Origin of the sequence: Stutzerimonas xanthomarina DSM 18231, assembly GCF_900129835.1 — a bacterium.
GTDB classification, from domain to species: domain Bacteria; phylum Pseudomonadota; class Gammaproteobacteria; order Pseudomonadales; family Pseudomonadaceae; genus Stutzerimonas; species Stutzerimonas xanthomarina.
On sequence record NZ_FQXA01000008.1, the window covers coordinates 81,056 to 95,552 of the forward strand.

The window sequence follows — 14,497 nt, forward strand, 5'->3', positions numbered from 1 at the left end:
CGGCGCAAAGCGTCCAGCCCTCGTCTCGACGGCGCCTCAGGCATGACAGTCCGTCGGTGATTTCGCCTCATTGCGCTGGATGCAGGCAACTCTGTGGCATCCACGCTTACTAAAAATCTGATAGCGCGCACGCCGTAGCTCTGCCGCATGGCAGCAATCGGACCAGGAGCAGCTGCCGCCCAGCGGCGAAATATCAGGAAGAACCACCACGGCGGCGTACCCAATACCGACCAGGAGATTTTTCCATGAGAGCGCTTCGCTGGCACGGCAAGCACGATATCCGCTGCGATAACCACGTTCCGGACCCATCAATCGAGGACCCGCGCGACGCCATCATCAAAGTCAGTTCCTGCGCCATCTGCGGCTCGGACCTTCACCTCTATGACGGCTTCATGCCGGGCATGAAGCACGGCGACATTGTCGGTCATGAGTTCATGGGCGAGGTCATGGAAGTCGGCTCGGCAAACAAGAAGCTCAAGGTCGGCGACCGTGTAGTGGTGCCCTTCACCATCGTCTGCGGCGAATGCGACCAGTGTCGGCGCGGCAACTTCTCGGTCTGCGAGCGCACCAACCGCAACAAGGACATTGCGGACAAAGTTTTCGGCCACACCACCGCCGGTCTGTACGGCTATACCCATCTCACCGGTGGCTATGCCGGCGGCCAAGCGGAATACGTGCGCGTGCCCTACGCCGATGTCGGTCCCGTGGTGATCCCCAATGGTCTGACTGACGAGCAGGTGTTGTTCCTTGGCGACATTCTGCCTACCGGCTGGCAGGCCGCGGCGCAATGCGACATCCAGCCCACGGACACCGTCGCCATTTGGGGTGCGGGGCCGGTCGGCCAGTTCGCCATTCGCAGCGCGGTGATGATGGGCGCCGAGCAAGTCATCTGCATCGACAACGTGCCCGAGCGCCTGTCCATGGCCCGCGCGGGTGGTGCCATCACCATCAACTTCGACGAAGAGAGCGTACTCGAACGCCTCAAGGAGCTGACCCGCGGCAAGGGGCCAGAGAAGTGCATCGACTCGGTGGGCATGGAGGCCCATGCCGCACGTTCCATCGACTCGATGTACGACCGCGCCAAGCAGACGCTGATGATGGAGAGTGACCGACCCCACGTGCTACGCGAAATGATCTATGTCTGCCGCCCGGCCGGGATCATCTCGATTCCCGGTGTCTACGGCGGGCTGATCGACAAGATTCCGTTCGGCGCGGCGATGAACAAGGGCCTGACCTTCCGCATGGGCCAGACCCACGTCAATCGCTGGACCGATGATCTGCTGCGGCGCATTCAGGAAGGCGAGATCGATCCGAGCTTCGTCATCACCCACAGCGTCAGCCTTGAGCAGGGTCCGGAGATGTACAAGACGTTCCGCGACAAGCATGACGGCTGCATCAAGGTGGTTCTCAAACCCTGAAGCAGGCCGCTTGAAATACTGAGCTTGGTCATGCTGCGGAAAAAAACAGGCAGAAACATGCGCGCCAATTCCGCTTTTTGCCTGTTCGCGAGGATGCCTGGTTTTCCCAGGCCTTCTCGCTACGTTTTCCAAAGCTGCTAGTGCCGCTGGCTGGTTAGCGAAGCGGCTGAAAGAGGAGTTTCTTCATGAGCGTTCCACATCGCGTTACCCGTACGAATCATTCAGCCCGCACGCTGGCCCGCGGTCTTGGCTGGTTCAGCATTGGCCTGGGCCTGGCCGAAGTGCTGATGCCCGGTAAGTTGGCTCGGTTTCTTGGCGTGCCCGGAAACGAGGGGCTGATCCGCGCCTGCGGCGCGCGGGAAATCGCCACCGGTGTCGGGCTGCTGCTGAGCGACAACCCCAAGCCGTGGATCTATGGCCGTATCGGCGGCGATGCGCTGGATCTGGCCGGGCTCGGCCTGAGCATCGAAAACGGCACTGAGCAGGTCAACGCAGCCATCGCGGCGGGTGCTGTGGCCGGCATCACCGCGCTGGATATCTCCTGTGCGAAAGGCCTATCGAGCGAAAACCAGCTGGTGACCGAGTGGGATTACAGCGACCGCAGCGGCTTCCCGCAGGGCGCCGATGCTATGCGAGGGCGCGTCGAGGTGGAGTTTGCGGCGGGGCGGGCAGAGCCGAATGGGTACAGTCCGTCGACGATGCTGCATTGATCTGGAGGGCTGATGGGTCGCGCCATTACCAAGGGTCAGGGCGGACGTCCGACATCGGTGACTGAACGTCCTGATAGCACGGCTTCGCTGGACGCTCGCGGTCAAGACCGCTCCCACATAGCGGTGCCAAGCGCATGGCATCAGTGCCAAAACCCACACTCGTAGGAGAGGTCTGGACGGCTAAGAAGGGCAAACCAGCTCCTGTAGGAGCGGTCTTGACGGCGGAAGGCGCAAACCAGCCCCAGTGGGAGCGGTCTTGACCGCGAATGACTCGGCTGCTGTGAGAGTGCGCAGTGGCGCGACCCAGTAATGGTTACTGTCCATCAGCGCTGTCGATTGAGGCTGAGGGCTGAGGGCTGAGCATTGGATCATCAACAAAAGGAGATTAGGACGCGCGTTCGCCATCGATGACAGAATTCCTGATAGCGCGGCTTCGCTGAAAGCTCGCGGTCAAGACCGCTCCCACATAGTTGTGCCGTGCGCATGCATCGGTGCAAGCGCCAACCTCTCCGTAGGGGCGATCTTGACGGCGAAGGAGCAAACCAGCCCCGGTGGGAGCGGTCTTGACCGCGAATGACTCGGCTGCTGCGAGAGTGCGCAGTGGCACAACCGAGTAATGGTTACTGTCCATCAATGCTGTCGATTGAGGCTGAGGGCTGAGGGCTGAGCATTGGATCATCAACAAAAGGATATTAGGACGCGCGTTCGCCATCGATGACAGAATTCCTGATAGCGCGGCTTCGCTGAAAGCTCGCGGTCAAGACCGCTCCCACATAGTTGTGCCGTGCGCATGCATCGGTGCAAGCACCAACCTCTCCGATCTTGACGGCGGAAGGAGCAAACCAGCCCCCGTGGGAGCGGTCTTGACCGCGAATGGCTCGGTTGCTTCGGTTTCGGTCGCCAATGAAGGCAAGCACAGCCAGTTGCATGGGCGAAGCCCATCGCCCAGCAGCGTGAACCGCGCCATCACGCAACTCGCTACTTAGCTTGAGCAAACCTCCAAGGGCACCCATCGTCAGTCTCCAATCCGCGAAGACGCAGTTTTCTTGCTAAGGTTTGCAGCCGGTCCGTTCCGACCACCGCTTACCCCGCACCGCCAGCTACTGGCGGCCAACCTACCGATGAGTGTTCATGTCCGCTGTCGTTAATGTCGTCCTGCCGGTTTTTGCGCTGATCTTCCTCGGCTTTATTTGTCGCCGCACCGGCCGTATGGGGCCGACGGGCGCCTCTGAGCTCAACCGGTTCGTTGTCTGGCTGGGGCTGCCTGCGCTGTTGTTCAGCGTGGTCGCCACCTCGACCTGGGAGCAACTCTGGCAGCCGGGCTTTATCACCGCGTTCGCGGTGGGCTGCCTGGGCGTGTTCGGTTTCACCTTGATCTATCGCCTGATGCAGAAGCAGCCGCTGGCCGACGCCAGTCTCGACGCGCTCGGCGCGTCATACGCCAACACCGGCTATGTCGGCATTCCCCTGACCATGCTGGTGCTGGGTGACGAGGCGCTGCAACCAGCCATGGTGGCGTCGATCATTGTTGTCTGCGTGCTGTTCGCCATCGCCTTGGCGTGCGTGGAGACGGGTTTGCATGCCGGCCAGGGCTTTAGCCGCACGCTGGGCAAGGTCAGCGGCGCGTTGCTGCGCAATCCGCTGGTGGTTGCACCGCTGCTGGGTGGGCTATGGGCCGCGAGTGGGTTGGCCCTACCGGTGCCGGTGGCGACGTTGCTCAGCTTGCTCGGCGCGGCGGCTGCACCGTGCGCATTGGTATCGTTGGGGTTGTTTCTCGCCCAACCGCAGCCTGGCGGCAAGGTCACGGGCGTCTGGCCGCTGGTGGCTTTGAAGCTGGTGGCCCAGCCGCTGATTACCTGGTACTTGGCGTTTCAGGTCTTCGAGCTGCCGACCCTCTGGGCTTATTCGGCGCTGCTGCTGAGCGCACTGCCCACCGGCACCGGCCCCTACATGCTCGCCGAATTCTATGGCCGCGAGGCCTCGCGGGTGTCGCGTGTCGTGCTGTACTCAACGCTGGGCTCGCTGATCACGCTGTCGATTTGCCTCGTGCTGCTGCCAATCTAAGCCGAGCGCTTAGCGGTGATGGATTGCACCCAACCTACGGATCACCGGTGTAGATTCGAGCAGCTGGTCGGGGCTTGGAGCGGGCACTCATCCTACGACGCAGCAGTTGATTCCAGACGCTGAGGCGATGGGTTTCCCCATCCATTCGGTCCGTGCAGGATGGATACAACCGGCTGAGGCGTGATGGTTGCCACCAGCGGAGGCTGCGTTGTCGCCATGCATGGCGATGCGAAGGCCGAGGTCCAACCGCGGCATCAACTGCGTAAAAGGCTATTTCCTGTCGACAATCACCCATCAGCCCATATGCATGCACTGCATCGGTCAGCCCGCCGGCCGCGTCACCTCCAGCACCACCGCGGCGATCCGGTCGCAGTTGGTATAGACGCCTTCCAGCAGTTCTTCGCCAAACACGTCCGGGTCGACTTCTCGATAGGTCCATTGCAGGCCGCGGCCCTCTAGACGCTGGCTGACTTCGCGGAGGAAAGGGTCCTGATTGCCGACCATCGCTACCCCGGTGTAGAGCAGCAGCGTGCCGCATGGGGCCAGGCGTTCCAGTGCGTTGTCGAAGATCGCCAGCGACAACCCGGCACCCAGCGGACCGCCACCGTGGCGATAGGCGCGCTCACCCGGATCGACCAGGTAGGGTGGGTTGGCCAGAATCAAATCGAATTCGCCCTCGACACCGTTGAGCAGATCGCTGTGTCGGGCGGCGAGGTTGTCAGCGCCGGCCAACGCTGCGTTGATGCGGGTCAGGCGCAGTGCCGAGGGATTGATATCCACGGCCAGTACTTCAGCCTGTGGCCGTGCCAGTGCTGTGAGGATGGAGCCAGCACCGGAGCCACAGCCAATGTCGACGACCCGGCCGATATGGCCTGGATGATTGTTCAGGTGCGCCTGGATGGCATGGGCGAAGCGGTAGGTGTCCGGGCCGAAGAACACCGCATCCGGTGCATCGGTGGGGAAGGCCGAGTGGACGAACAGCTGCCCGTCGAGTGTCGACAGCCGCACCCGGCTACGCCAGCGGGTATCGCAAGGTGCAAGTACGCCGGCTTGATCCATCAGGCTGAAAATTGCTGGCGGCAGCAGCTCATGCTGGAACGGTCGGCTCCAGCCGAACACACCCTCCAGATCCTTCGCCAGCTGGTTTTCCACTCGCGCATTGACCCGTTCATGGGTCAGGGGCGTCGGGGTAATGAAGTGATAACCGCGCTCGCGCAGCGCCTGGGCCAGGTGCAGCAGCGCGCGGTCCTGGGCAGTTTCCGTGGTCATGTCAGATTCCCTGGCGAATTCGCCTCAATTGAACAATCCGGTGAAGATGCGGGTGGCCAGCAGCCCGGCCGCGCTGTGATGGCGCGTTGGTGCCAACAGCGGCAGCAGGTGGCGCATACGTGCATCACGTGTGGGCAGCTGTGTCAGTTGCTGTTCGAGCAGCAGGGTTTCCTGATCGAAGTCGCTGACGTGTTGGCCCTGCTGCACCAGTGCCGGCTTTGCTGGCCGCTCGGCAGGGGTCCGTCGACGGCTGCTGAACGGCACCTGACGTTGTACAAGCGACGGGTGCGGCTTGCCACGGGTGGGCGTCTGCTCGGCCAGCCAGTCGCCAGCGATCCAGTCGTGAATCAGTTGCTGTTCGTGAGCGCTGAAGACGCCGAACATTGGGGCCTGTTCGCCGGTAATCAGCTGCCAGAATCGGCTGTGCTGTGGGTCCTCGTGGCGCTTGATCCAGCTGCGGCGCTGCAGCGTCTCGATAAATTGCGGGATCTGTTCGGGCTCGGCCAGCCACTGGTTTACGGTACGCCCATCGAAGCGGCAGTAGTCCGAATGCACGAACTGGCCAACGCCGGCCTTCTTCTCCAGCACGCGCATCACTTCCTGTTCGGGATCGAACCCGTCAATCACCGAAAGCGTACTGGCACCCAGATCATTCAAGCGGTAGCCGTTCATGACCCGGCGATAGAACTCGTCGCTGTCACCCACTTGCGGCCAAGCGGCAAGCAAGCCCTGAATGGCCTTCTTCGCATGGCCATTGTCGGCATTGTCGACCGTCACGTGCAGGGTGAAGTAGTAGGGATCGATGCCCAGCTCGGTGAGCTCGTAGGAGCTGATCAAGAGGTGCAGCGGGAGTTGTTCGTAGCCGAGGTTGAAACCGATCACCTCAGGCAGGAACTGCTCGGCATGCTCGGCCAGCGCCAGCTGGATGGCGCCCTGGACGAAGTTGTCGTCATCCAGCGTCTGCCAGTCGTCACAGCCCTGGCTGGCGAGCAGCTTGCGATACAGCACCACATGATTCTTTTCCGGCGAGCCTTCGCCCAGCTCCTCGAGATAGGTTTGGATCAGCGCGGTGAAGCGCGCATCGTCCCAGCGCTGCAACAGACCATAGAGCCAGGCGCCGTCGACCAGTTTGGTCGGCGCTACGCCGCGAAGAAAATGCAATGCGTGGGCCTTGCTGGTGAAGTAGCGGCGTGGCCCGCCGGCGCGGCGTTCGTCGAGGTAGGCCTGATATTGTCCACCGATTTTGGCGGTATGCGCGTCCAGCCAACCCCCGAGTCCGGCCGGATCTGGCGGCAGGTCGCAAGGCAGTGCTGAGGCGTTGTCCAGCTGTGCAATGAGGTAGTCAGCGGCGCGATTGCGCACCGCTGCGTCATTGGGCGCGTCGAGCAGATCGAAGTAGAGCGCTCTGGAAGGCGCTGTCACCTCGCTGGTCACAGGTGTGGTATCGACGGGCAGGCTTCGAGTCAGTTGCATAAATTCACACGGCGGCAGTGGGGAAAATCCCCAGATGATTTTTTGGCCGTCTCCCGGCGGGATTAGTTCAGCGCGCCTGCCGAATGGCCGGTCATCTCGGCGGATTTGCATGCAACTTCTGCGATTGCGCGTCTTCCTAGCTTATGGGGATGCCGAGCGGTGTCCGAATGAGTAACCAGACGGAGGTCCCATGAATCAATCCGAACGCGGCAAGGAAAATCTGGAGACGATCAACGATCGCAACGATGAGCGCGTTGATCAGGCCGGCAGGTCCACCAATGGCGAAGCGGCCGGCGGTGATCGTGACGACGTCCCTGGCGGCGCCTACAACGTCCCCCGGGGCATGGCCGATGAGGTCAGCGACGAAGACGCCTTGAAGCGCAACAAGCAGCATCGCCCAGAGCGCTAGCCAAGGTTGCGGAGCGGAGCCTTGGCCCCGCTCCGCTAGCTGTAAAAATAATTAGCTGATCCCTTAATTTCCGTTGTGTTTCGGTCGCCTGCAGCCTTTAAGCACGCCGCCACCGTTATGCCTGGGAGGACGATCCCAGCCGTTTCGCAGCGGAACAAAGGACTGCCAGAGCCTCGCCATGCGCCAACACAGCCGACTCACCTTCCGCCATCTCAGCCGTATCCAGGTCACCAATCGTCTCAGCGGCGACCCTATGGGTTACGTGGCTGACCTGTCGAAAGGCGGGTTGCGCCTGGTCGCCAAGCAGCCATTGGGCGTGAACGGCTGCTATGAGATGTGCCTGCACGTGCCGACTGTAGGCGACCGAACCCGTGAGGTGCAGATCGTGGTGCTCTGCCAGTGGGTGCGCAAGGATTCCCGTCGTGACAGTTTCGAAATGGGCTTCTCCCTGGATCGACCGAGTGAGGATTACACCCGGCTGATCGGCGAGCTGATGCCCAAGCGGCGCGATTAGCGATTCACCAACGTTGCCGGCAGCGCGATTACCAGCAGCGAGCCGAGCACCAGACACACCGGGAAAAACCACAGCGCCGCACCGCTTTCTCCGGTGGAGGGCAGCGCGCCGCCGACCAGCGTTTTGCTCACCAAATCCCGAATGTTGGCCAATGAGCAGGCCAGGACGAAGCCGGTTGCCGCTGCGGTGCCGGTGAGAAAGGTCGCCGGCAGGCTGAAAAACACCGGAGCCGCGTCGGTGATCGCCGCCTGGGCGCCGAAGAACAGCAGCACCGTAGCCATCACCTTGTCCTGGTGCTCAAGTGGCCAACGAGGGGGGCATTTCCAGACCATGAGGGCTGAGTCAATGCGAACTCGGCGTCTCTGTCCCTGTCGCACCTGTTCGACCGGCGCTCTTCGGTGCGCCTGAACAGTCCCGCAATTCGCAACCCGACGGAGACCGGCATGACTTCACAGTGGATCGATATCCCCGCGCAAGACGGCAAGACGTTCAAAGGTTATCTCGCGCTGCCGCCGGCCGGGCATGGCCCAGGCATCGTGCTGATTCAGGAGATCTTTGGCGTGAACGAGCACATCCAGTCGGTCGCCGATCAGTACGCGTCCGATGGCTACGTGGTGTTGGCGCCGGACCTGTTCTGGCGCAGCGAACCGGGCGTCCAGCTCGGTTATGGCGAGGATGACTGGGAGCAGGCCTTCTCACTGATGCAGGCGCTGGATTTCGACCTTGCGATCGATGATCTACGGCGCAGCGTCGAGCTGCTGCGTGAACGCGATGACTGCAACGGCCGCGTGGCGTCGGTGGGCTATTGCATGGGCGGCGTACTGTCGTTCCTGAGCGCGGCTAATGCGGGCGTCGATGCCGCGGTCTGCTATTACCCCGGCAGCATCGAGAAGCGTCTGGATCAGGCTGAGAAGATCAAGTGCCCGACCCTGTTTCACTTCGCTGAAGAAGACGATCACATTGATTCCGACGCGGTAGCCGCCGTGCAGGAAAAGATGGCCCAGGTCGGTCAGGCCCAGATCGAGACCTACCCAGGCGTCGACCACGGTTTCAACTGCTGGGCGCGCCCCATGTACAACCAGAATGCTGCGGCACTGGCTCATGGGCGTTCATTGGTGTTCCTGGCTGAGAATCTCTAAGCAGTCCGGTCGCTCGTGCTTGTCGTTTAGAAGCTGCAGGAGAACCGGCTTTGTGACCGGCGGCTATGGAGGGTCCTGTTCGCGAGCAAGCTCGCTCCTACAAAAAAAGCGCGCTCGGGGGCGAGTTCTGCACCTGTAGGAGCCAGCTTGCTGGCGAACCGGGAAACCCTCTGGGTCGAGCGACTGCAACGGGCGCGACTGCGGCATCGTCTTGATGATTTTTCGCGACCAAGGTCGCTCCTACAGGAGCAGCCTGCGCGGGCGAACTCCGCGCCTGTAGGAGCCAGCTTGCTGGCGAACCGGGAAACCCTCTGGGTCGAGCGACTGCAACGGGCGCGACTGCGGCATCGTCTTGATGATTTTTCGCGACCCAGGTCGCTCCTACAGGAGCAGCCTGCTCGGGGCGAACTCCGCGCCTGTAGGAGCCAGCTTGCTGGCGAACCCCGGTCGCCGAGTCGCGGGGCTTGCTTGCAGCCGGCCAGGGCCGGGACCGGTTAACCCAGCGTGCCGAGAATGTTCACGCCGACCCGATCCGGAATCTCGTTCTGCGACAGCACGTGCAGGCCGGGGCTGAACACCCGTGCGTAGCGTGACAGCAACGGGCGCAGCTGCGGCATCACGGTAAGGATCGGCGGATGGCCGTCCTTACGCAGCTTTTCCTTCACCACCGGCATGCTGTTCTGCAGCTGGTTGAGCAGGCTTGGCTCCACCGGAATGTTGTCCAGGCTCACCTGGCCGGCTTGCTGAGCGATGGCGAGCGCGTTGAGAAGGGTATTCTCCAGCGCGTTTTCCAGTACGAAAACCGCCAGCTCGCGACGATCTCCGGCAATCATCGAAACGATGCTGCGACGCAGCGCATAGCGCACGTCGGCCGCCAGCAGCACCGGGTCCTTGGTGGTTTCGCTGCATTCGAGCAGGGTGCTGGCGATGGTCTCGATGTCGCGCAGCGGCACTTCCTCCAGCAGCAGTTGACGGTACACGCGCATCTGCTGCGTATAGCTCAGCGCGTTCTTCAGGCTTTCAGCGAGCTTCGGTGCCTGCAGGGTCCGGCGCTGCATCAGGTGCTCGACGTCGTCGTGCTTGAACAGGTCCGGCAGATGCTCGCGCACCACCTTGTTCAGGTGTGTGGCGACCACGCTGGCGCAGTCGATGACCTGATAACCGAGGTTTAGCGCGCGTGACTTATCCGACGGCTGAATCCACACCACCTGCATGCGATAGGCCGGGTCGGTACCGAGGATGCCGTCGATCTCGCCGTACAGCTCCGGCGACGGAATCGCCATCAGGCGGTCGGCATGCAGCTCGGCGCCGTCAATTTTCTCGCCATTGATGTAGATGTCGTATTGCGAAGCCTTGAGCCGCAGGCTGTCGCGGATCTGCACTTCCGGAAGCAGAAAGCCCAGATGCTCGGACAGGGTCTGGCGAACGCCACGCACCCGCGCCGGCAAGGGCGCGCCGGAGGCTTCGTTGACCAGCCCGACCAGCTTGTAACCAAGGGAAATCGACAAGCGCTCTACCAGCGGAATGTCTTCCCAGGCCAGCGATTGGGCCTTTTCCTTGTCCATCGCCTGACCGATGGCCTGGATTTCCTTCAGATCGGCCCCAGCGGCAGGCGGCTCGTGCAGCGACACCCGCCAGCCAATGAAGCCGATCAGCGCGGCAAAGCCGATGAACGCCAGGTGCGGCATACCCGGCACCAGACCGAGCACGAAGAGGATGCCCGCCACGGTGTACAGCGAAGCCGGGTTGGCCAGCAGCTGGCGCTGAACCTGGCTGGTGATGTCGCTGGATTCGTTAATGCGGGTGACGATGATCGCCGCCGCCGTGGACAATAGCAGCGCCGGAATCTGCGCGACCAGGCCATCACCGATGGTCAGCAGGGCGTACTGCTTGAAGGCTTCACCGGCCGCCAGGTCGTGAACGAACACGCCGATGGCAAAGCCGCCGAACAGGTTGATCAGCAGGATCAGGATGCCGGCGATGGCGTCACCGCGAACGAACTTCGAGGCACCGTCCATGGCGCCGTAGAAGTCGGCTTCCTTGGCTACTTCCTGGCGCCGGGCCTTGGCCTCTTCATTGCTCAGCAGGCCGGCGTTGAGGTCGGCGTCGATGGCCATCTGCTTGCCCGGCAGGGCGTCGAGGGTGAAGCGCGCGGTCACTTCGGAAATCCGCTCACCGCCCTTGGTGATGACGATGAAGTTGATGATCATCAGGATGATGAACACCACCAGACCGACGATGAAGTTGCCGCCGATCACCACCTCACCGAAGGCTTCGATCACCTTACCCGCGGCGCCGGTGCCCGTGTGACCTTCAAGCAGCACCACGCGCGTCGACGCGACGTTCAGCGTCAGGCGCATCAGCGTGGTGATCAGGATCACCGTCGGGAACAGCGAGAAATCCAGCGGGCTTTTCGACGACACGCTGACCAGCAACACCAGAATCGACATGGCGATGTTGAAGGTGAACAGCACGTCCAGCAGCTGCGGTGGCAGCGGCAGGATGATCATCGCCAGGATCGACAGGATGATCAGCGAAATCCCAATCCGTCCGCTGCTGAAGGTCGGCGTCAGTTTCTGAATCAGGCTCATGATCGGGCTCGGTTGAACAGTTCTTCGGGAATATGGATGTCACTGGCCAGCTTGGGCTTGGTGCGGCGACCCTGCTTCCAGGCCTTGAGCTGGAGGATGTAGGTCAGCACGTGAGCCACCGCGGTGTAGAGCGGCGCTGGAATCTGCTGGTTGACCTGGGTACTGAAATAGATCGCCCGCGCCAGAGGCGGCAGCTCGATCACCTCCAGCCCGTTGGCCTGGGCCAGCTTGCGGATGTACAGCGCCGTTTCATCGACACCACGGGCGATGACGAAAGGTGTTTCGGCCTTCTTCGGGTCGTACTTGAGCGCCACGGCGTAATGCGTTGGGTTGACGATCACCACGTCGGCGTCCTTGATCACCTTGGTGATTTGCCGCTGCGCCAGCTGGCGCTGCAGCTGCTTGATCCGCGCCTTTACCTCGGGCCGGCCTTCCTGGTTTTTGTGCTCTTCCTTGCGCTCCTGCTTGGTCATGCGCATCTTTTTCAGGAAGAAGAAGCGCTGCAGCGGGATATCGATGAACGAGAACAGCACGAACACCAGCAGCAGCGAAATCGCCAGATCGAAGGTCAGCGAGAAGGCGCTGCCGATGGCGTTGCTGATGTCGCTGCGCTGCAGCGCGATCAGCTTGGGCGCGGCGTAATACAGCTGGCCCGCGGCAATGCCCAGCAGCGCGCTGATCTTCAACAGCGACTTGAGCAACTCGCTCCAGTTCTGCGCGCCGACCATTCGTCCCAGCCCGGTGGCAAGCGCCAGACTGGCATCGCCGACATGCTGTTGCAGCAGCTCAGCGGTGACGCGGCGAACACCGCGCCGGTGCCGACGGCGCTGGCCGGCCACGCTGGCAGCGGTTTGCAGGGGGGTGGCTTGCATGCACTGCGTGGCACCTGGCAGCGTGGCGTCGATGCGCTGGACAGCGCCTGGGAAAGCGGCAAGGCCGGCTTCAAGTCGCTGGTCGACAGCGTCATCAAGCATGAGTCCAGCGGTAACATCGCGGCCGTCTCGCCGAAGGGCGCGCGTGGCCTGATGCAGCTGATGCCCGGTACGGCGCGGGACATGGCCGCCGAGCTGGGCCTGCCGTTCAGTGAAGCGCGGCTGACCACCGATGCCGAGTACAACAAGCGCCTCGGCAGTGCTTACCTGAACAAGATGCTCGATCGCTATGACGGTCACCAGGCGCTGGCGCTCGCCGCCTACAACGCCGGCCCCGGCCGGGTAGACGAATGGCTCAAAAGCCATGGTGATCCGCGCACCGGCGAGATCGGCACCGGCGCCTGGGTGCAGAAAATCCCCTACGCGGAAACCCGCAACTACACCCGTAACATTCTCAATGACCTGCGTGCCGCGGCACCGGCCCCCGTCGAGCCGCGCGCGCAAATCCAGCCGGCGCCCAGTCCCGTCCAGGCTTCGCTTAATTCCAGCGCCGATGTGGTCGCTCTATCCACTCAGCAGCATCGTGTTGTTGGCGGCGGCCATCTGTCCGTGGCGTTCGCACAACCGATCCGGATCGAGTCGAAGGAAGTCCAGTCGTGAGTATTTTGGGTCAAATTGGCTACAGCGGCGTTCGCGCCTCGCAGATCGCCCTGTCAGCGACGGGGCAGAACATTGCCAACGTCAACACGCCGGGCTTCAGCCGCCTCGCGCCGGACCTGCACTCGCTCGGCGGGCAGACGTCGGTCAGCGTTGGCGGAGGCGTTCAGGTCAGCAGCATTCGTCGGCTGTCCAACGACTTTCAGAATCAGCAGCTCTGGCGCGCCAGCACCGACAAGAACTACTTCAACACCAATCAGCAGTACCTGACTGCGCTCGAAGGCCTGATCGACAGCGAAGGTTCTAGCGTCAGTGTTGGCCTGGACAACTTTTTCGCCGCGCTCAGCGAAGCCAGCTCGACCCCCGAATCCATCGCCCTGCGCCAGCAGATCATTGGCGAGGCCAAGCAGCTGGCACAGCGCTTCAACGGGCTGAACAGCAACATCGGCACCCAGCTCAACGCGCTGCAGGGCCAGCGCGTGGCGATGACCAGCGAGATCAACGGGCTGTCCGGCAACATTGCCGAGCTGAACGCCCAGATACGCGAAATGGAATCCTCCGGCCGTGATACCGCGACCCTGCGCGACTACCGCGACAACCTGGTCAAGGATCTCAGCCAGTACGCCGGCATCCGCGTGCAGGAAGCCGCTGATGGCACGCTGAATGTCTCGCTGGCCAACGGTCAGCCGCTGGTTGCCGGGGCAACGGCGGGGCAGTTGAAGATCAACGCCAACCTCGCCGGCGAGCAGGAAATGACGCTGGTCTTCGCCAAGACCACCTTTCCGCTCAACCAGCAGGGCATTGGTGGTTCGCTCGGCGGTCTCTACGACATGGAATACGGCGCGCTGCGCCCGGCCCAGCGGGATCTGCACGACATGGCCTCGGCCGTGGCGACCATGGTTAACGACGCCCTCTCCGGTGGTTTCGACCTTAACGGCAATCCCGGCCAGCCGCTGTTCAGCTACAACGCCGGCAGCACCAGCGGCATGCTGGCAGTCAATGCGCTGGGCGCCTCGGAACTGGCGTTTTCCGGCACGGCAGGTGAGGTGGGTAACAACAAGACCCTGCTCACCATGCTCGAACTCAAATCGGCGGGCGTCACGGTCGCTGGCGAAACGGTGCCGCTCAATGATGCCTACGCCGGCCTGGTGGGCCGCGTCGCCAGCGCCAGTCGGCAAAACCAGGCGGACCTGCGCGCCGCGACCACGGTGGCCGAACAGGCCCAGGCCCAGCGCGACAGTGTCAGCGCGGTCAACCTGGACGAGGAGGCCGTCAATCTCATGGCCTACGAGCAGGCCTACCAGGCCAACATGAAAGTTATCAGCACCTCCAACGATCTGTTCAACGCCGTACTGGCGATGTTCTGAGCTGGCGCAAGCCG

Annotated in this window: 12 protein-coding genes and 1 pseudogene; 8 read left to right on the forward strand and 5 right to left on the reverse strand. The window is 62.5% G+C overall.

The features are described 5' to 3' along the window. Positions 1–245: 245 nt before the first annotated feature. From BUE09_RS18435 to BUE09_RS18450, 3 genes are all read left to right on the forward strand, one after another. Positions 246–1,418, forward strand: coding sequence for a zinc-dependent alcohol dehydrogenase (locus BUE09_RS18435; RefSeq protein WP_073303318.1), 1,173 nt, complete (start codon positions 246–248; stop codon positions 1,416–1,418). A gap of 233 nt (positions 1,419–1,651) precedes the next feature. Next, entirely contained in the window at positions 1,652–2,128 is a 477-nt protein-coding gene (locus BUE09_RS18440; protein ID WP_417801222.1) for a transcriptional regulator, read from the forward strand. Between the two features lie 1,131 nt (positions 2,129–3,259). Further along, positions 3,260–4,192, forward strand: a complete 933-nt coding sequence (locus BUE09_RS18450) for an AEC family transporter (protein ID WP_073303324.1) — start codon at positions 3,260–3,262, stop codon at positions 4,190–4,192. 321 nt (positions 4,193–4,513) lie between these two features. Here BUE09_RS18450 and BUE09_RS18455 read toward each other — a convergent pair whose 3' ends face one another. Both BUE09_RS18455 and BUE09_RS18460 read right to left on the reverse strand, forming a co-directional pair. Continuing rightward, positions 4,514–5,461: a methyltransferase gene (locus BUE09_RS18455; RefSeq protein ID WP_073303326.1), complete on the reverse strand. Its 948-nt coding sequence runs from the start codon at positions 5,459–5,461 to the stop codon at positions 4,514–4,516. Between the two features lie 24 nt (positions 5,462–5,485). Continuing rightward, entirely contained in the window at positions 5,486–6,934 is a 1,449-nt protein-coding gene (locus BUE09_RS18460) for an iron-containing redox enzyme family protein (RefSeq protein ID WP_073303328.1), read from the reverse strand. A gap of 190 nt (positions 6,935–7,124) precedes the next feature. Here BUE09_RS18460 and BUE09_RS18465 point away from each other — a divergent pair, with 190 nt between their 5' ends. Together BUE09_RS18465 and BUE09_RS18470 are read left to right on the forward strand one after the other, a co-directional pair. Further along, positions 7,125–7,343 carry a hypothetical protein gene (locus BUE09_RS18465; RefSeq protein WP_073303330.1) on the forward strand — a complete coding sequence of 73 codons (219 nt, stop codon included), beginning with the start codon at positions 7,125–7,127 and terminating at the stop codon, positions 7,341–7,343. A gap of 178 nt (positions 7,344–7,521) precedes the next feature. Continuing rightward, entirely contained in the window at positions 7,522–7,857 is a 336-nt protein-coding gene (locus tag BUE09_RS18470; RefSeq protein WP_073303333.1) for a PilZ domain-containing protein, read from the forward strand. Here the strand turns inward: BUE09_RS18470 and BUE09_RS18475 are convergent. Beyond that, positions 7,854–8,141 (reverse strand): annotated as a pseudogene (locus BUE09_RS18475) (MFS transporter); the annotation flags it as partial. The gene BUE09_RS18470 and the pseudogene BUE09_RS18475 sit on opposite strands and share 4 nt — an antisense overlap. A 159-nt stretch (positions 8,142–8,300) precedes the next feature. Here BUE09_RS18475 and BUE09_RS18480 point away from each other — a divergent pair. Further along, positions 8,301–8,996 (forward strand): dienelactone hydrolase family protein, encoded by a 696-nt coding sequence (locus BUE09_RS18480; RefSeq protein WP_073303335.1) that lies wholly within the window; start codon positions 8,301–8,303, stop codon positions 8,994–8,996. Between the two features lie 494 nt (positions 8,997–9,490). On the opposite strand, the gene BUE09_RS18485 is transcribed toward BUE09_RS18480, so the two are convergent. Together BUE09_RS18485 and BUE09_RS18490 are read right to left on the reverse strand one after the other, a co-directional pair. Next, positions 9,491–11,587: a flagellar biosynthesis protein FlhA gene (locus BUE09_RS18485; RefSeq protein WP_073303338.1), complete on the reverse strand. Its 2,097-nt coding sequence runs from the start codon at positions 11,585–11,587 to the stop codon at positions 9,491–9,493. Beyond that, positions 11,584–12,459, reverse strand: coding sequence for an EscU/YscU/HrcU family type III secretion system export apparatus switch protein (locus BUE09_RS18490; protein WP_231975555.1), 876 nt, complete (start codon positions 12,457–12,459; stop codon positions 11,584–11,586). Before BUE09_RS18490 ends, BUE09_RS18485 begins: the two co-directional genes overlap by 4 nt. Between BUE09_RS18490 and BUE09_RS18495 the strand changes: the two genes are divergently transcribed. After that, positions 12,454–13,119: a lytic transglycosylase domain-containing protein gene (locus tag BUE09_RS18495; RefSeq protein WP_231975556.1), complete on the forward strand. Its 666-nt coding sequence runs from the start codon at positions 12,454–12,456 to the stop codon at positions 13,117–13,119. The two genes, BUE09_RS18490 and BUE09_RS18495, sit on opposite strands and share 6 nt — an antisense overlap. Continuing rightward, the gene (gene flgK, locus BUE09_RS18500) at positions 13,116–14,483 is read left to right on the forward strand and encodes a flagellar hook-associated protein FlgK (RefSeq protein ID WP_073303340.1); all 1,368 of its coding nucleotides are present in this window, start codon (positions 13,116–13,118) and stop codon (positions 14,481–14,483) included. The genes BUE09_RS18495 and flgK overlap by 4 nt, the downstream gene beginning before the upstream one ends. Positions 14,484–14,497 lie beyond the last annotated feature (14 nt).

Bases quoted from the DNA above. Each gene is read 5' to 3' on its own strand.
- BUE09_RS18435 (WP_073303318.1), top strand. From the start codon at position 246: ATGAGAGCGCTTCGCTGGCACGGCAAGCACGATATCCGCTGCGATAAC.
- BUE09_RS18485 (WP_073303338.1), bottom strand. From the start codon at position 11,587: ATGAGCCTGATTCAGAAACTGACGCCGACCTTCAGCAGCGGACGGATT.
- BUE09_RS18470 (WP_073303333.1), top strand. From the start codon at position 7,522: ATGCGCCAACACAGCCGACTCACCTTCCGCCATCTCAGCCGTATCCAG.
- BUE09_RS18450 (WP_073303324.1), top strand. From the start codon at position 3,260: ATGTCCGCTGTCGTTAATGTCGTCCTGCCGGTTTTTGCGCTGATCTTC.
- BUE09_RS18460 (WP_073303328.1), bottom strand. From the start codon at position 6,934: ATGCAACTGACTCGAAGCCTGCCCGTCGATACCACACCTGTGACCAGC.
- BUE09_RS18480 (WP_073303335.1), top strand. From the start codon at position 8,301: ATGACTTCACAGTGGATCGATATCCCCGCGCAAGACGGCAAGACGTTC.
- BUE09_RS18455 (WP_073303326.1), bottom strand. From the start codon at position 5,461: ATGACCACGGAAACTGCCCAGGACCGCGCGCTGCTGCACCTGGCCCAG.
- BUE09_RS18465 (WP_073303330.1), top strand. From the start codon at position 7,125: ATGAATCAATCCGAACGCGGCAAGGAAAATCTGGAGACGATCAACGAT.
- BUE09_RS18490 (WP_231975555.1), bottom strand. From the start codon at position 12,459: ATGCAAGCCACCCCCCTGCAAACCGCTGCCAGCGTGGCCGGCCAGCGC.